Here is a 16,727-nt window from a genome sequence, read left to right on the forward strand (position 1 = left end):
GCAACCATGGCGGCACTGACAGAAGAACAATCCATGCTGAAGGACCAGGCGACGGCCTGGGTACGCGAACAGTCACCCGTGCAGAAGTTCCGGGAAATGCGTGATCGGGGCGAAGCCCTGGCCTTCACCCCGGCGACCTGGGAGGCCATGGTGGACATGGGCTGGACGGGCATACTGATTCCGGAAGCCTACGGCGGATCCGATCTCGGCTATCTCACCTTTGGTGTGGTCCTCGAGCAGCTCGGCCGGCAACTCACAGCTTCGCCCCTGTTTGCCTCCGCCCTGGTGGGGGCGTCTGCTGTGCTGCTCGGCGGCAGTGAGTCCCAGAAGCAGAAGCTGCTGCCGGCAGTGGTGAAGGGAGCCGAAATCCTGACCCTGGCGGCGGATGAAGGTCCGCGTCATGCACCGGCGGCGATTGGTCTCAAGGCTGAAAAGAGTGGCGGGGGATTCAAACTTACGGGCACCAAGACCTTTGTGGCCGAAGGCATGGCGGCAACGACCTTCATCGTCGCCGCGCGCACGTCGGGTGCACCGGGATCCGCTGAACCGGGCAGTCTGAACGGCCTGACTTTGTTTCTGGTGCCCGCAGAGACGGCCGGGATCAGCAGAACCCGACTGGCCACGGTAGACAGTCGCGGCTATGCGAACCTGGCCTTCGAAGGTGTGCAGGTAGGTGCCGAAGCCGTGCTGGGCAGCGTCGACGGCGGCGGTCCTCTGCTCGAGCAGGTGCTGGATCGCGCCCGCGCGGGATTGAGTGCCGAAATGCTGGGTACGGCAGCTCAGGCTTTCGATATGACCCTGGACTATCTCAAGACCCGTGAGCAGTTCGGCCGGGTGATCGGTTCCTTTCAGGCGCTCGGTCATCGCGCCGCCATGCTGTTCACCAGCATGGAACTGGCCCGCTCCTGTGCGGAAGCCGCACTGCAGGGCATCGATGCGGGCAGAGACGACGTGCCGGAACTCTGTTCCCTGGCCAAATGCCGTGTCGGCGACTTCCTGCACGAGATGTCCAACCAGCTGATACAGATCCACGGCGGCATCGGCATGACAGACGAGTTCGACGCAGGCTTCTATCTGAAGCGCGCGCGGGTGCTGGAATCCCTGTACGGCAATCAGGCATATCATCGGGATCGCTACGCCCGACTGCTGGGTTTCTGAGGAGAAAGGAGAGAGGAGATGAGTAAGCGATACGGGGATGTGGAAGCGTCCGACGTCGGAGGCTTCGTGACCCTGCTGGAAATCCAGCGTGCGCCGAATAATTTTTTCGACCAGGATCTGATCGCCAGCCTGGCGGATGCGCTCGAAGCGCTCGATGAGGACCCGAACTGCCGGGTTGTGGTGCTCGCCTCGGAAGGCAAGCACTTCTGTGCTGGAGCCAACTTCGGGTCTCCGGGCGATCGCGCGAACCGCGCCGAACGCCGCCCGGAAGAGGGCAATCCACTGTACCGGGAAGCGGTGCGGCTGTTCCGGAACAAAAAGCAGGTTATCGCTGCGGTGCAGGGGGCTGCGGTCGGCGGGGGATTCGGGCTGGCCATGTTTGCGGATTTCCGGGTCGCGAGCCCGGAGGCACGCTTCACCGCCAATTTCGTGAAGCTGGGATTCACCCCGGGATTCGGACTCACCCATACGCTGCCGCGCATTGTCGGGCAACAGGTGGCGGCCGATCTCTTTTACACCGGGCGTCGTATCGACGGCGCGGAAGCTCACCGCCTCGGTATCGTTGATCGACTGGTGGGCGCTGGTGAAGTGCGTGGTGCCGCCATCGAATATGCCCGGGAGATTGCGGAGAACGCACCGCTGGCACTGATCTCGGTGCGCAACTCCCTGCGCGGCGATCTGGCGGACGCGGTGCAGGCGGCGACGGACCACGAGGGGATAGAGCAGTTCCATCTGCAGCGGACCAGTGACCACAAGGAAGGGGTGAAGGCGGTCGCGGAACGTCGTCCGGGGAATTTCACGGGCACCTGAAACAATCCGCCCATCAGGACCTGAATCCCGGGGCCTGGTGTTGATTGCAGCTGCAAACAAAGGGGGTGTGCGAGGATGGCCGCTGTAGAACCGCAACAGAAATTCGATGGGAAAACCAGTGCAGAGCAGGTCGTTGCCGGGCGCGATCTGTCTGCACAGACCATCATTGTCACAGGTGCGAATACGGGCATTGGTGAAGCGGCCGCCGTCGCCCTGGCAGGTGCGGGTGCGCGGGTGGTCTTTGCCTGCCGGAGCGCAGACACGGGGAAAGCAGCCGTCGTACGTGCAAAAACTGCTTATCCGAACTGCAGAGCAGAATTTACCGAGCTCGATCTCGCCTCTTTCGCCAGCATCAAACGCTTCGCCGCGGTGCTGGATGCCGAGGGGATCGATACGCTTGTCTGCAACGCGGGACTTGCGGCGCTTGATTACGAAGAAACCGAGGACGGCTTCGAGCGGACAACGGGCGTCTGCCATATCGGACATTTTCTCCTCACACGTCTGCTCATGCCGAAACTGCTCGCTGCACCTGCCCCTCGCGTAATCATGGTTTCCAGCACCAGCCACAAGCAACCGCCGAAACTCGACTTCACAAACTTCCCGATGTCGCGGGACCGGTTCAAGGGACTGGCAGCTTACGGCCAGGCAAAACTCTGTAATGTGCTCATGGCGAAATCGCTGCAGCGCCGCTACGGCGAACACGGCCTCACCGCCTGTGCACTGCATCCGGGTACCCTTATCAGCACCGATATCGGCCGCAATTCAGCGATTATGGATACGCTGATCAAGCTCATCAGCCCCTTCACCAAATCCCGTTCCCAGGGTGCTGCGACCACCGTCTGGGCGGCGGTGCATGAACCCGCGGCCGAACTTGCCGGCCAGTATCTGAAGGATTGCCGGATCGCCCGCTCCAGTGCGGAGTCGAATGATGTCGTGGTTGCGGAGCGGTTGTGGGACGCAACAGAGCGTCTGCTGGCGGGCGCGGGACCGGTTCCTGACTGGCCGTAAGCGGCGCGCTGTCCACCAGGGAAGACAGCTTGCCGGAAACGTTGCCACCGGTACCTTGACCTGCGTTTCCCTCCCGTCAGCGGGTCAGTATGTTACCGGCGATGCCCAGCGCGAAGCCAAACACGGCACCCATCGGCGGTGCCCAGTGTTTTTTCAGCACGGCCTGCGGAGCGATGTCTTCAAAGATTGAATAAAGGATTCCGCCGGCGGCAAACAGCATGATTGCCGCTACCACTGCCGGGTTGCCGGCCAGCCACAGATAGCCGCTGACGCCGGCGATGGGACCGAGAAGCGCCATGAGCGCAAACAGACCGAGCAGTCGACCGGGGCGAACTTTTACCGTGTGCCGCATTTCGCGATAGGCGTTGAAGCCCTCGGGCATGTTCTGCAGTGCCATGAGTCCGGCGAGCAGTACCGCGCCGGTGCTGTCGATGGCGAATGCCGCGCCGAGAGCAAGGGATTCGGGAATGAAGTCGGCGAGCATGGCAGTCAGCTGGCCAGCCGGTGTACGCAGGCGGGCGAGCATCCTGTCGATGCCCATGAAGGCAAAGCCACCGCAAATGAAGGACCCCGCGGCGGTGAAGATGTCGACATGATCGATGCCTTCCGGCACCAGCACCAGTGCCACAGCGGAGAGCAGCGCACCGCCGCCGAAAGCGATCACGCTGTGGCGGAACTCGTTCTCCAGCCAGCGCCGGTGAATGTGTTCGTAGCGCGCTACAGCCGCCCCCAGTGGCATGGCCATGCCGGCCAGGAGGGTGAAGAAGATGATGTTCGCGATCTGTTCCATGCGTGCTCCCTCTGGTACGGGTGGTGGATCGCGCTGCACCAGTGTTTTTCCGGCTGGCGGTTGCTGGCAACATAGTGCGAAGCAGGGCGCACGACCAGCCTCTCGAGTGCTCAATACCCTCGCCGCGGGCTGGCCTGGACTTAAACGCTGACCTGGGGTTTGATCAGCTCTGTATCGTAGTGCATTTTTCCTGGCGATAGGAACATCACGGCAACGGGCAACCGATGGAATTCAGAGATTATTACAAGGTCATGGGCGTAGCCCGCGACGCCACCCAGGACGAGATCAAGCGGGCTTACCGCAAGCTTGCGCGCAAGTATCACCCGGACGTGAGTAAGGAGACCGATGCCGAGATGCGGTTCAAAGAACTCGGGGAGGCCTATGAAGTCCTCAAGGATCCTGAGAAGCGTGCGGCCTACGATCAGCTGGGTGCAAACTGGAAGGAGGGTCAGGAATTCCGGCCGCCGCCGGATTGGGATGCCGGGTTCGAGTTCAGAGGGGGCGGGTACACCGGGGGTGGCCCGGAGTTCCACAGCGATTTCTTTGAAGAGCTGTTCGGCCGACGCACTTCACAGCGTGGTCATAGCGGGGAGCGCCGCAGCTTCCGGATGCGCGGTGAGGATCACCACGCGAAGGTGCTGATTGATCTTGTGGACAGCTACAACGGGTCGACCCGGAGTATCTCGCTGCGGGTCCCGGAACTGACGGACGACGGTCACGTCGTTACCCGGGATCGCGAACTCAGGGTGCGCATTCCCAAAGGTATTCGTGCCGGCCAGCAGATCCGTCTCGCCGGCCAGGGTGGCCCTGGAATGGGTGGTGCTGAATCCGGTGATCTGTACCTGGAGGTGGAGTTTCGCAGGCATCCGCATTTTCGTGTCGATGGTGCGGACGTCTACATCGATCTGCCAGTCGCGCCCTGGGAGGCCGCTCTGGGCGGAAGCGTCAAAGCGCCGACGCCGACCGGGACGGTGGACCTGAAGATCCCGGCTAATTCCAGCCAGGGCAGAAAGTTGCGCCTGAAAGGTCGTGGTCTCCCGGGAAAAGCGCCAGGCGATCTGTATATGGTGCTGCAGATCAGTCTTCCGCCGGCAGACAGCGACGCCGCGAAACGCCTGTACAAACAAATGCAGGACCAGCTCGGGTTCAACCCGCGCGCCGAGATGGGGGTATTCTGATCCCATGGCTAAACGCAAACAGACCGTCAGCGAACAAATCGGTGAACTGATCGACGAGGAGACGACGCTGACCGTGGCGGATCTCTGTCGCACATGCGCCGTCGAAGCTGAGATGATTGAAGCGATGGTGGACGAGGGGATACTTGAACCGGTGGGTCAACGCCGTCATCACCTCTACTTCCATGTCAGCAGTCTGCGACGTACCCGCATAGCGGTGACTCTGCATCGTGATCTGGGAGTGAATCTGGCAGGAGCGGCGCTGGCACTGGAGCTGATGGAGCGAATTGCCGAGCTCGAGGCCAAGCTTCCTTCCGATCAGTAAACGTCGGAAATCACCGTCGGCAGGACGATCGTCGTCCGCCTCATTGCCAGATTGCACTTCTGCTGGAGGCGATTGACCATGATTACCCGCACAACCAACGCGTTGATGACAGCGCTCGCGTGCGTGGGGAACGTGGCGGCCGTACTCTGGTTGCAACTGCGCCCGGTATTGATTTCTGAGACCGTTGGCGTTGCTTCGGCGTGGGGATTTGCGGCTGTTCTTGCTGGTCTTTCATTGTGGCGACTGCTCCCCTACCTCCTGTGCTTGTGGATCGCCTTTCGGACCCGGCATCAAGGTGCAGTGCTCGTATCAATCGCCGCAATCGCTGCCACAGATCTGGTCTTCTATTGGGAATCGATCGTGGCTACGGGCCAATCGGAGGCTCAGGCCTGGGCGTTTATGCTGCTGCCACTGTGGCACTTCGGGATCTACATCGCGGCGTGGTGGATTGCGTTTCTGCTGGTTCGAAGCCTGTGGAGCAGGAAGCCCTGAATACTTATCCCAGCGATTTGACGGGGTATCACGCCATTCCCACAGCCGTTCTGGCTCAGCGCAGCGGCAAATACAGGCTGAGCAACGCCCCTCCCGGCAGGGGTGTGGTGTGAATACTGACCGGCAGTGTGACGTCACCGGACTCCAGAAATGCATGGTATGCGAATCGGGCCAGGAAACTGCCGATGGCGTAACCCGCCAGTACGTCGGCGGGATGGTGTTTACCTGCCTCCACGCGCGCCCAGCCGGTTGCTGCTGCGGTGCCGTAGAGCGCCGCATTGCTCGTCAGCCGGGCCCAGTCGGGCATGTTCACATAGGCCAGGTTGCCCACCGCCATGTTCACCGACACGCTCGCGAGCGAGGTGTGGCCGGATGGGAAGCTGCTGTTGTTGCTGCCGTCTGGTCGCTCCCTGGCGGTGGCCGTCTTCAGTCCATCTACCAGCATCCGGTCCGCCAGTAGCGTGCTGCCACCGACCAGCAGGCCGCTGGCGCGACTCCTGAGTGAGTCGCTCGGTACCAGCATGGTGGTCAGGAGATAGCTGGCAATGGAGATGTCGCGCAGGGTATCGCTCGCGCTGTCTGCATGGGTGCCGAAGACGGTTGCGTGGTCGATGGCGTCATCTGAAACCTTGTTGTCCAGATTCGTGGCACCGAAGAGCAGGGCGCCGGCGGCCGGGACCCAGGTATTCGGATTGCGGGCAGCCTTCGCCGCGGCGCTGGCCAGGCGCTGGCCGTCCGGCCAGCCTGCGGAGGCACCCCAGTGACCCTTCTCAGTGAGGTTCGCACAGCCGATGCTGAGAATGGCCGGCAGCAGCGGGATCATCAGACGGATGGCGAATTCGCTGCGACGCCCGGCCGGCAGTGAACGGACCATGATCATCGCTCTGAGCCAATGTACAGGTTTCATCCTGTTCCCCGTCGTTATCCTGATCCGGGCAGCATAAATCTATCCGTGGGGGCAGAAGAATAACCACCTGAATCAGGCGCAAACCCCGTTTTTACCGCTACACGGCGGATCGCACTTGTTGCGTCTTATGGATCCGGGTCGAAGATTCAAGTCCGGTTGGAATGCAAAGCTACTGGATCTGCCCCTGGTTGAAGACCGGTTTTCTTTTCTCCATAAACGCCCGCATGCCTTCCCTGGAATCAGCTGAATCCCGAACTGCGCTGCACGCTGCCTGTTCTTCCGCGATCAATGATGTCAGCGGCTTCTCCTCACCCCCGACGATGACATGCATCATCGCGCGAACCGCTTCCCGGGGCATGGCTGCCAATTCCTGTGCAAGGCCGAGCGCCTTTGTCTTCAGTTCCCTCAGAGGCCAAACCTCGTTGACCAGACCGATTCGAAAGGCTTCCGGCCCGGAAATTTTTTTCGCGCGCAGGATCATGTCCAATGCATGTTGTTCTCCTACGCGTTTTGTCAGTCGCGCACTACCACCCCAGGCCGGCACTGCGCCCAGATCCAGCTCTGGCAAACCGATCTGAGCCCCTTCTTCCGCAGCCAGACGAAAGTGACAGCCGAGCGGGACCTCCAGTCCCCCACCAAGACAGTAACCAAACAAGGTTGCTACCCAGGGTTTTTCCATGGTTTCGATTGCGCGGATGACGCGCAGCCGCTGTTCAAAAACCGCTTCCGGACTGCCCATGCGTTCGATGCCTTGCGGCAATTGCTTGAGGTCCATGCCCACTGAGAAATTCTTCTCACCTTCTGCTGTGAGGACTACCGCCCTGATACTCTGATCCTGTGCGATCGATGTAACCTCGGCCTCGAGCATATCCATAAAAGCCAGTGACATGCGATTGATGGGTGCGTCATTTATCGACAACACTTTGACTGCGCCATGGGTAGTAATGAGAATCGGGTCCAGTTCCATGACTGGTCTCCTGGTTGGTATCGGTTGCAACCAATTCAGCCACGCCTGCACCGTGCTTTAAGATGGATGTAGCAAGGTCGCGATTGATTATTTTGTGGCGCCATGGCTCTGGGTGCCGGCTACTTTTTGCGAGCGATCACCTTGATCTCTGCACGTGCGCCGGGGATGACCAGTTCGGTAATTCCGATCCAGGTAGATGCGGGGTAGGGCTTCTTAATGAACTCGTCTTTAGCCTTCGCCATTGCGGCGGTATTCTTCTGCAGGTCGACCATATATATGGTGGTGTCGATGATGTCCTCATAGCCAACGCCGGCCGCGGCCAGCGTTTCACCGAGAGACGCCCAGGCGTTTCGGAACTCGTCTTCAGCCGTATCGCCTCGACCAACGACTCCAGAAAAGAAAATCAGATCGTCGTGGCGGACGGCGGGAGCGAAGTGCCAGTTTTCATAGGTCTTGCGCGCAGATTCAGGGACGATGACATTGATGGACATTTGACTTTCCCAGGCTGGTTGGAGTTTCAGGGCTTTCGAGTAAGCTAAATGGGATCAGCTCCCAGAGCAAGACGTGCGCCGACCCATTGATCAGCGCTGATTCGCCCGATATCTCAGAGTCAGCGTACCTGCAGCCTGCGAATGTAGGCGACCAGTTCGTCCACTTCTTCATCCTGCAGGTTGCTCCACGCAGGCATGAGTGACGAACCGCCGTAGGCGGCCGTTCCGTTGCGGATCACATTGGCCAGATCCGTGTCGCTGCCTTTTTCCCAGTCTGCGTCCGTGTCGAACTTGAAGGCAGCTGCGCTGAAGGGCCGCGGACGGATCATAGTCTCGGGAACGCCTGCTCCGTCTCCTTTACCTTCGCTGCCGTGACAGATCTGGCAGTAGTTTTCATACAGCGTCCGGCCGTCCGGGTGTGCCACCAGCGGTGTCAGCAGGCCCGTGACCGACAGGATCATCAGGAATTTGCGCATGGCTAGGTTTCTCCGTGGTCTTGTCGTGATCCGTCCAACTCGAACTCCAGAACGACAACTTCAAAGTGTTTCAGGTTCACCAGGCCGTGTGTTTCGTAAACTGTGCCGTTGGCATTCACCGATACCGCGTAGGGAGCGGGTGCCCGCGACTTCGAGCCGTCGCAGCGGGCAGGAAAGTCCACGCCAATCCTGTAGCGGCCGGGCCAGGGATCGGCAAAGCGGATTTCCTCCACACGGGGGCCGGCCGTGTCGCAGCGCACATCCGCGCTTATCGCGCCCCCGGTGCGGGATTCGTGGCGGGCGAAGTAGACGGTTTCCAGCAGCGGATCGGTGACGTACAGATCCAGATCAACGCTCTCATCGAACTTCAGTCTGACCACAACGGCGTCAGCCCCGGTGCTTTCCTCCCCGCTGAGCAGCTGCGCCAGCTCCGTTGCCCGCGCTTCCAGCGCCCGCAGTTCCTCAGTGCTGGTTTCCGGCTCCGCGCAGCCGGCTACAAAAGGCAGAACGCCGATCAGCAGCAGGCGTGCCTTCACCGTGGCCCCAGGGCGCCAACTGTGGGAACCGCGGGCGGTGTCAGGCGCAGCACTCTCGGCGTGCCGGTCTCGATCTGCCAGGCCGGAACGTTGGAGTTGCTGGTCCACACCGCACCGTTCTCATCAAAATCGATCTCGCGGGTGTAGGTCACCTGGGTCGGCAGCGGGTAGATGGTGAACGCCTCTGTTGCGGGGTCGAAGCTCAGCAGGGTGTCGCTGTTGGTGCCGCAGATCCACACGGTGTCCGTCTTGAGATCCACATTGAGTGCGTAGGGCGTTTCCGTGCCGAGCGGCTCGATGGGAATCTCAAAGAGTTCGAATTCCTCCGTCTCGATATCGAAGCGTGCGAGAACGTTCGAAGAAAAGCCCGGGATCCAGAGGTCGCCTCTGGAGTCGAATCGCATCCGGCGCGGCGCTTTGAAGGGCGTGTCGATCATCTGCAGCTCGAAGGTATCCGGGTCGATTCGGCCGATCCGGTGCGCGTTGAGCTGACTGAACCAGATATCGCCGTTCGGCGCGATATCGATGCCGTAAGGCACAGGGCCGGTACCTTCCCCACCACCGGCGCCAGCCGCACCGCTCAGGTCCACATACTGGCCGAGCCAGAGAAAGAAGGGGATCATGCGCAGCATCACGGCTTCGCCGAAACTGCGGGCAGGTACCCTGATATTCTCGTGCTGGCCGGTGCTCGGATCGAATACGCCGACGTGATTCGAGCCGGCAACCGTGTACCAGACCCGGTTCCGGGCATCGATCCGCAGTGTGTGCGGATAGATACCGCTGGGTAGCGGCTCTGTTGTAAACGAACCGTCCTTCGGATCGAACTTCGCGAGCTGGTTACCGGTGGCGAGCGTGATCCATATCGCACCGTTGTGATCCACCTGCAGCGAATGGGGCCCGACGTACATCTCGGAATTGGAGGGCAGGGCACCCGATCCCATATTGCCGCCCAGAGGCAGGCCCTCGCTCGGAATCTTGAACCATTCGCGCTTGCCGCCGGGAACTCTCGGGTCCATGCGAAAGAGGGTGTCGGTGGTCATGTCCACGGAGTAGATGTGGCCGCTCGGGTGCACGATCATGTCGTGCTGCATCGAGGAGCGACCGCCCAGCTCGAACTCATCGATGATGGCGCCGAGGGCTGCTGGTTGCGGGGGTGGAGAGAAATCAGGTTTCTCCCAGCCCCGGGTCAGCGCGGGTACTGCCGTTGCCGGGTCATAGGCGCTGTTGAGCAGTCCGGGAATCCGGCTGCTGAGATCTTCGTCCAGACCCGCGCCCATGCGGGCCATCAACGCCAGTATTTTCTGCCACTCCGCTTCATCCCGTTGCAGGCGGGTGGCGGGGCTGCCCTGCTGGTGGCAATAGGTGCACTGACGCACGAACTGCTCCCGATCGTGTTCCGACTCCAGCTTGTCGAGCAACAGCTCATACCAGTGGTTGGCCGGTAGTTGGGCGGCCACGGCGGCCGGGTCCGTGTGCCGGATGAGGGTGAAGTCGAGGGGTGTCAGCTCCTGCGCATCGGTCACGTGGCCGCGGGAACGTACGTCGTGCCAGCCGATACGCCGAACCCGGATCATATGCTCCGTGGCCGCTGGCAGACCGGAAACCTGGTAGTGACCGGAACCATCGGTGAACACCGTGCGTTCCTGAAAAGGCGCGCCGAAGCGGGCGGTGACCATCGCGCCAGCGACAGGGTTGCCCGACTCATCGAGCACAGTGCCCGAAAATCCCGATGCCGTGAGGTTGCCGGCTGCCGATACTGTTGCGATCACGAGCACGAGTTTGACCAGATTGCGCATCATTCACCTCTCCCGGGGTTCAGTGAGTAACTGGAACAATGTAACCCGACTTGCGCTGATGTGCATCAGTGTCCGGTTCGGCAGAAGTTAACCGACCGTTGCACGGCGACGATCACTTGCCGCTGCGCTGATCCTGGGCGGAGCGTTGATGGGCTGTGGTGGCCCGGTCCTCGTCTTTCCGGGCGGTGCGCTCTGCGCGAAACCCGTTCACCTTCCATGGCTTGCACAGCTTGCAGCACGCGCGGACGCGGGCCGGCAGTTGCGTTGGAATTTCAATCGTGGGAGTTAAGTCTGTCATCATTTTGTCAATAAAAACATTGGGTATCAGCGTTATCAGGCGTAGAATACTGTACGTATATACAGCATCTTTCCTCGCCGGAGTCGCCCATGTCCAACTACACCCCGCTGCCTTCTGCCGAGTTCTTTCACTCTACCGACCGCCTGTCTCCCATCGATGATCTGGAATCGGCCCTCGAATCGAGCTGGCTCGATGTTTCCCGGGCCACGCATCGGTTCTTAAGCCTGCTGCGCGAGTTCGATCTGCGCCGCGGCTGGCAGGCCTATGGCTGCACCGATTGTGCCCAGTGGCTGGACTTCAAGTTGAAGCTGTCGCGGACGACTGCACTGGAGAAACTGCGGGTCGCGAAGGCGCTGTGGTTCGTGCCGCTGATCGATGCCGCGTTCAAGTCGGGTGCACTGTCCTATTCACAGGTCCGGGCGCTGACCCGGGTCGCCGACGAAGCGAACGAGGCAGACCTGCTGGCCTATGCCCGAACCTCGACGGCCGAGCAGCTGGAACAATGCTGTAAACGGCTGCGCCATGGGGACGCGTGCGTGGCACGTCAGATTGCGCGGCGCGATCACGAGGCCCGATCCGTAGCCCTGTATCCCCATTCCGGCGAGATCCTGGTGAAACTGCCGGCGGAGGCTTTTGCGCTGGTGGAGCAGGCGCTGGCTCGGATGGTGGATACGCTCCCGGAAGATCCGACCCGGGGCTCAGCGGCGGCTCGGGCGGATGCGTTCATGGAGTTGATTGCACGCGCGAGGGCGGCAGATGCCGGAGCAGTGCAAAACGAAGCTCCCGAGAGTGTCGATGCTCGAGCAAACGCTGACCGCGGGACGGCCGCCGACTATCAGGTGCTGGTACACGTGGACGCTCAGGCGCTGTCCGGTGCCGGCGGAGAATCGGATCTGCCGCTCCCCATCATCCGGCGCCTGTGCTGTGAAGGCACCCTGGTGCCGGTGCTCAAGAACGGACAGAAAATACTGGATGTTGGCCGCAAGCAGCGCACCGTGCCTCTCGCCATCCGTCGCGCCCTGGCGGCACGGGACAGAAGCTGCCGCTTTCCCGGCTGTCATCACACCCGCTGGCTGGACGCCCACCACATCCATCACTGGTGCGACGGAGGTGAGACCTCGCTCGATAATCTGATTCTGCTCTGCAGCCATCATCACAAGCAGATGCATGAGGGCGGGTTCCGGCTGCGGGCGACCTCGGATGGCTACTACTTCGCACGGCCGGATGGGCGGCCGGTTGAGGGCCGGGGAACGGAGGAAAAGGATTGTGCGTTTTCAGCGGAAGAGGCGTGTCCGTCTTCAGCGGAAGATCTGGCTACGGCTTCGGCGGAAGATTTCTCCTCGCCTCCAACCGCAGAGGCGTCTTCAGCGGAAGAGGGTTACCAGCTTTCACCCAAAGTGGAGATAAGGTCATCGACCTAGCTGACTGCTGGCGGTTGCGCCATCGCTTTGAGCCAGAGGCGTACGACCTCGGTAATTCGCGCGTCAAGATCGTCTGCGTTGGTATCGATACGCCTGGCGTATTGTTCATGGAAGATTCGGTAGCCGCGCAACAGAGCTGAGAGCGCCACCTGCAGCGCCGGCAGATCGTGTGCTGGATGGATATTGCCGTCAATGACGTCCTGGCGCAGGAGGCTGAGTTGGTCCTCGTATCGTGGTATCGGGTCTACGTCTTCGTCGCCGTCGACTACGAGAAGTGCCCGCAGTCTGCTGTCGTTGATGGTTTCTTTTTCCTGGAAGGCGCTGAGTCTTCGCTCCACGAACGGGGCGCGTTGGGAATTTTTGGCGACCAGAGTTCTGGCCATCGCTTCAAAGCGTCGGGCAATCGCCGCACGCAGAAGTTCTCGCCGTGACCCGAAGTAATGAGGTTGCTGTGATTCTGACTTTAAAACGAATGACCCGTAGCACCCTGATTACGGCCCTGATTTCTCCGATCACCCTGTTTGCGGCCCAGGCGCAAAGCTTTGATGGCCTGAAGGTGTTTTTCTGCGGCACAGGCGGGCCCCTGCAGAGTTCAGGTCGTGCCCAGCCTTGCACCGCGGTTCAGGCGGGGGACGCGCTCTACCTGGTCGATAATGGGGTTGGCGGCTGGGATACCCTGCGCCAGATGCGGGCGCCTGTGACGAGTATGAAGGCGATCCTCATCACCCACCTGCACAGCGACCATATCGCCGGTGTGGGCGAAGCGGCAGAACAGAGCTGGATCAATGGTCGGACCCACCCATTGGCCCTGATTGGACCGGACGGTGTCGACAACCTGGCCCGGGGTTTCAACCTCGTCTATGAACGCGACCGGGTCTTCCGCAAGGCGCACCATGAAAAAGGGGACATCCAGTTCCCGCTGGATGCTGCAAAGCTGCGTTCCCGGGTCGTCAAAATTCCCAAGCCGGATGGCACCGCGCCTGCCTTGAAGGAAGGTGAGCTGACCATCACGGCGATCCGCGTGGCCCACGATCCGGTCGATCCAGCTTTCGGCTACCGCTTCGACTACAAGGGCCGCTCCGTGGTGATCAGCGGCGACACCAGGGCCTGGCCGCCACTGGGCGCCGCCGCTGCGGGTGCGGATGTGCTCATCCACGAAGCGCAGAGCAATGCCATGATGATGGCAGCGTCCCGCGGGGTAAGCCGGGTGAATCCCAGGGCTGCTGCACTACTGGCTGATACAGTGACGTACCATACCGAGCCGAGAGAAGCCGCAGACCTGGCCCGCGCGGCGGGTGTGCGGTTGCTCGTGCTGAGCCACCTCACCCAAGCGGGTATGCCCGGGTTTCAGGAAACCTTTACCAAGGGCATGGAGGAGGGCGGGAAGCTCGAGTGGATCCTGGCTGAGGACGGCATGACGCTGGAGCTTCCAGCCGGCGGGACCCAGATCAAGGTATCCGAGTAGTGAGCGTCATCTGGTGAACGCAACGCCTACTTCGGCGACCTGCATGTCCACACGACCTACTCGCTGGATGCCTTTCAATTCGGCACACTGGCGACACCCGACGATGCCTACCGCTACGGCAGGGGTGAGGCCATCCGGCATCCGGGCGGGTTCGATGTGCAGCTCGATCAGCCGCTGGATTTTTACGCCGTAACGGATCACGGCTTTTACCTTGGTGTGGTTCGGGCAGGGGCAGATACCACAACGGACATCTCTAAATTTCCGGTCATGAAACAGATCCACAATATGAATGCCCCGGAGAACCTCACCCTGGAAAGCATTCCCACGCGTAATTTTCGTTCTTTCATAGGTCGGTTTCGGGCGGCTATGACCCAATCTGAACCGCTACGAACACAGGTAGACGGCATCATGCGAACCACCTGGGCGGATGAGGTGCACGCTGCTGACAGCCACTATGAGCCGGTAAAATTTACCACTTTCGCCGCCTATGAGTTCTCATCGACCAAGGAAGACGGCGGCAGCATGCATCGGAATGTCATCTTCCGCGGCACGGAAAACATGCCAGCCATGCCGTTCAATCGGCTCATGTCGCTGGATCCTGCGGATCTGTGGACCTGGATGGATGACCTGAGAGAAAAGGGCGTCGAGAGCCTGGCCATCCCCCATAACTCCAACAAATCCAACGGGCAGATGTTCGAACTGGCGACCTGGGCAGGCGATCCAATGACCCTGGGTTACAACGAACAACGGATACGTAATGAACCGCTGGTGGAAATTTCGCAGGTGAAGGGAACCTCTGAGACGCATCCCGCCCTGTCGATGAACGATGAATGGGCCGGCTTCGAGATCGACCCCTATGTTGCCGGCGACGGTATGAAAATCGCCGAAGTGGATGGCGGCTATGTTCGCGATGCGCTGAAAAAGGGGCTCGCACTTGAGTCTGCGGGTATCGGTAATCCTTTCAAGTATGGCTTTATAGGCTCTTCCGACACTCATACTGGCGCAGGCTCCTACGATGAATCAAATTTCTTCTCGAAGGTGGGACTGCTGGATTCGACCTCTGTCCTCCGCGGCTCTGTGCCGATCGGCGACGAAGCTCTGCATGCCCTCAAGCTGACCGATGCAGATGACTCGGGCTTCTATGTCGCTTCGGATGGCAGGCGTTATCTGTTCCGCGAGCTGTCCACCTGGGGTGCGTCGGGGCTGGCCGGAGTCTGGGCTGAGGAGAACACCCGGGAATCCATCTACGACGCCTTCCGACGCAAGGAAACTTTCGCGACCTCGGGGCCGCGATTGCGCGTGCGCTTCTTTGCGGGATTCGAACTCGATGCTGCCATGCTCGAGGACACTGATGGACCTGTCCGCGCCTATGCCGGTGGTGTGCCAATGGGCGGTGATCTGGTTGCCAGACCGGGGGAGGTGCCGTCTTTTATTGTCTGGGCAGCGCGCGATGCGCGATCAGCACCGCTGCAGCGTGTGCAGATCATCAAGGGCTGGCTCGAGGATGGCAAACCACAAGAGCAGGTTTTTGATGTGGCGTGCTCAGACGGATTGGCTGTCGATGCGGCAACCCATCGCTGTCCGGACAATGGTGCCAAGGTCAACCTGGCAGACTGCGCCTATTCGGCAGACCGGGGTGCCGGAGAACTTAAGGCGCTCTGGCAGGATCCTGAATACAACGAGCAACACAAAGCCTTCTACTATGCCCGGGTGCTGGAAAATCCAACCTGTCGCTGGTCGACGTGGGATGCACTTCGCGCGGGCGTGGCACCGCGAGACAATCTTCAAGTTGTGATTCAGGAGCGTGCCTGGTCATCGCCAATCTGGATCGATTCACAGTGAGTAAGCCAATGGAAATTGATGTCTTCTGGTCGTTTCGGAGTCCCTGGTCCTATCTTGCGACCCGGCGCTTGCGCGACTGGCAGGAGCAGTATCAGTTGCAGGTCAACTTCCGGGTTGTGTATCCCATTGCGATACGCATGCCGGAGTTCTTCGATCAGGTGCAACCCCAGTGGTTCTCCTATTTCGGCACGGATGTTCGCCGTGTCGCGGAGTTTCTGGAGCTGCCCTTTGCCTTCCCGAGGCCCGACCCGGTCATACAGTTGACCGATAAAGACGGCCGGCGGCAGACCGCGCCCGATCAACCGTACATCCATCGCCTCACTCGACTCGGAGCGCTGGCTGAGGAGATGGGGCCGGGTATCGAATTTGCCGATGAAGTGTCTTCGCTGATCTGGGGCGGTACCCAGGGATGGGATCAGGGCGATCATCTGGCAAAGGCGACGGAGAGAGCCGGGCTTGATCTTGCGGAGATGGATCGGCGAATCGTCGCCGAAGCAGGTCGGCTGGACGCGGTCATCGAAAAAAATCAGGTCGACCATGATCACTCGGGCCATTGGGGTGTGCCAACCTGCGCGTTTCGAGGTGAACCGTTCTTTGGTCAGGATCGACTCGATGTATTGCTCTGGCGGCTGAAGAAGGAAGGTCTGCAGACCCGGCAGGGTGGGTGAGGGCTGGCTGGGTTCAGCGATTCGCCACCTGGCGTTGCCGCAAGGGATTGCAGGGATTGCAACGGACGGGTGACGCGTGAACACGGAGGATTGTGTGTTGAC

18 protein-coding genes are annotated in these 16,727 nt (G+C 60.7%); 10 read left to right on the top strand and 8 right to left on the bottom strand.

Annotation, left to right across the window (positions count from 1 at the left end):
* Positions 1–6: 6 nt before the first annotated feature.
* The 3 genes from R3E82_02280 to R3E82_02290 all read left to right on the top strand — a co-directional run bounded on the left by R3E82_02280 (position 7) and on the right by R3E82_02290 (position 2,976).
* Entirely contained in the window at positions 7–1,158 is a 1,152-nt protein-coding gene (locus R3E82_02280) for an acyl-CoA dehydrogenase family protein (GenBank protein MEZ5549697.1), read from the top strand.
* An 18-nt stretch (positions 1,159–1,176) separates the two neighbouring features.
* Positions 1,177–1,968 (top strand): enoyl-CoA hydratase/isomerase family protein, encoded by a 792-nt coding sequence (locus R3E82_02285; GenBank protein MEZ5549698.1) that lies wholly within the window; start codon positions 1,177–1,179, stop codon positions 1,966–1,968.
* A gap of 75 nt (positions 1,969–2,043) precedes the next feature.
* Positions 2,044–2,976: an SDR family NAD(P)-dependent oxidoreductase gene (locus R3E82_02290; protein MEZ5549699.1), complete on the top strand. Its 933-nt coding sequence runs from the start codon at positions 2,044–2,046 to the stop codon at positions 2,974–2,976.
* A gap of 76 nt (positions 2,977–3,052) precedes the next feature.
* On the opposite strand, the gene R3E82_02295 is transcribed toward R3E82_02290, so the two are convergent.
* The gene (locus R3E82_02295; GenBank protein MEZ5549700.1) at positions 3,053–3,766 is read right to left on the bottom strand and encodes a divalent cation transporter; all 714 of its coding nucleotides are present in this window, start codon (positions 3,764–3,766) and stop codon (positions 3,053–3,055) included.
* Between the two features lie 224 nt (positions 3,767–3,990).
* Between R3E82_02295 and R3E82_02300 the strand changes: the two genes are divergently transcribed.
* The 3 genes from R3E82_02300 to R3E82_02310 all read left to right on the top strand — a co-directional run bounded on the left by R3E82_02300 (position 3,991) and on the right by R3E82_02310 (position 5,758).
* Positions 3,991–4,944, top strand: coding sequence for a DnaJ C-terminal domain-containing protein (locus R3E82_02300; GenBank protein ID MEZ5549701.1), 954 nt, complete (start codon positions 3,991–3,993; stop codon positions 4,942–4,944).
* 4 nt (positions 4,945–4,948) lie between these two features.
* Entirely contained in the window at positions 4,949–5,266 is a 318-nt protein-coding gene (locus tag R3E82_02305) for a chaperone modulator CbpM (protein MEZ5549702.1), read from the top strand.
* 78 nt (positions 5,267–5,344) lie between these two features.
* Positions 5,345–5,758 carry a hypothetical protein gene (locus tag R3E82_02310; protein ID MEZ5549703.1) on the top strand — a complete coding sequence of 138 codons (414 nt, stop codon included), beginning with the start codon at positions 5,345–5,347 and terminating at the stop codon, positions 5,756–5,758.
* A gap of 55 nt (positions 5,759–5,813) precedes the next feature.
* Here R3E82_02310 and R3E82_02315 read toward each other — a convergent pair whose 3' ends face one another.
* From R3E82_02315 to R3E82_02340, 6 genes are all read right to left on the bottom strand, one after another.
* A complete protein-coding gene (locus tag R3E82_02315; GenBank protein MEZ5549704.1) occupies positions 5,814–6,665 on the bottom strand; it encodes a phosphatase PAP2 family protein in 852 nt (283 codons plus the stop codon).
* A 169-nt stretch (positions 6,666–6,834) separates the two neighbouring features.
* Positions 6,835–7,632, bottom strand: coding sequence for an enoyl-CoA hydratase/isomerase family protein (locus R3E82_02320; GenBank protein MEZ5549705.1), 798 nt, complete (start codon positions 7,630–7,632; stop codon positions 6,835–6,837).
* 119 nt (positions 7,633–7,751) lie between these two features.
* Positions 7,752–8,123 carry a Rid family hydrolase gene (locus tag R3E82_02325; protein MEZ5549706.1) on the bottom strand — a complete coding sequence of 124 codons (372 nt, stop codon included), beginning with the start codon at positions 8,121–8,123 and terminating at the stop codon, positions 7,752–7,754.
* A 119-nt stretch (positions 8,124–8,242) separates the two neighbouring features.
* Positions 8,243–8,599 carry a cytochrome c gene (locus R3E82_02330; GenBank protein MEZ5549707.1) on the bottom strand — a complete coding sequence of 119 codons (357 nt, stop codon included), beginning with the start codon at positions 8,597–8,599 and terminating at the stop codon, positions 8,243–8,245.
* Between the two features lie 2 nt (positions 8,600–8,601).
* On the bottom strand, positions 8,602–9,135 hold the full coding sequence (locus R3E82_02335) for a hypothetical protein (GenBank protein ID MEZ5549708.1): 534 nt from the start codon (positions 9,133–9,135) through the stop codon (positions 8,602–8,604).
* Positions 9,132–10,934: a carboxypeptidase regulatory-like domain-containing protein gene (locus R3E82_02340; protein MEZ5549709.1), complete on the bottom strand. Its 1,803-nt coding sequence runs from the start codon at positions 10,932–10,934 to the stop codon at positions 9,132–9,134. The genes R3E82_02335 and R3E82_02340 overlap by 4 nt, the downstream gene beginning before the upstream one ends.
* A gap of 384 nt (positions 10,935–11,318) precedes the next feature.
* Between R3E82_02340 and R3E82_02345 the strand changes: the two genes are divergently transcribed.
* The gene (locus tag R3E82_02345; GenBank protein ID MEZ5549710.1) at positions 11,319–12,650 is read left to right on the top strand and encodes a DUF222 domain-containing protein; all 1,332 of its coding nucleotides are present in this window, start codon (positions 11,319–11,321) and stop codon (positions 12,648–12,650) included.
* Here R3E82_02345 and R3E82_02350 read toward each other — a convergent pair.
* Entirely contained in the window at positions 12,647–12,988 is a 342-nt protein-coding gene (locus R3E82_02350) for a hypothetical protein (GenBank protein ID MEZ5549711.1), read from the bottom strand. The genes R3E82_02345 and R3E82_02350 overlap by 4 nt on opposite strands.
* 134 nt (positions 12,989–13,122) lie before the next feature.
* On the opposite strand from R3E82_02350, the gene R3E82_02355 reads away from it, so the two are divergent.
* The 3 genes from R3E82_02355 to R3E82_02365 all read left to right on the top strand — a co-directional run bounded on the left by R3E82_02355 (position 13,123) and on the right by R3E82_02365 (position 16,625).
* Positions 13,123–14,115: an MBL fold metallo-hydrolase gene (locus R3E82_02355; protein MEZ5549712.1), complete on the top strand. Its 993-nt coding sequence runs from the start codon at positions 13,123–13,125 to the stop codon at positions 14,113–14,115.
* A 63-nt stretch (positions 14,116–14,178) separates the two neighbouring features.
* A complete protein-coding gene (locus R3E82_02360) occupies positions 14,179–15,957 on the top strand; it encodes a DUF3604 domain-containing protein (protein ID MEZ5549713.1) in 1,779 nt (592 codons plus the stop codon).
* Between the two features lie 8 nt (positions 15,958–15,965).
* The gene (locus R3E82_02365) at positions 15,966–16,625 is read left to right on the top strand and encodes a DsbA family protein (protein MEZ5549714.1); all 660 of its coding nucleotides are present in this window, start codon (positions 15,966–15,968) and stop codon (positions 16,623–16,625) included.
* Positions 16,626–16,727 lie beyond the last annotated feature (102 nt).

The organism is Pseudomonadales bacterium, from assembly GCA_041395945.1.
In the GTDB taxonomy this organism is placed as follows: Bacteria; Pseudomonadota; Gammaproteobacteria; order Pseudomonadales; family Azotimanducaceae; genus SZUA-309.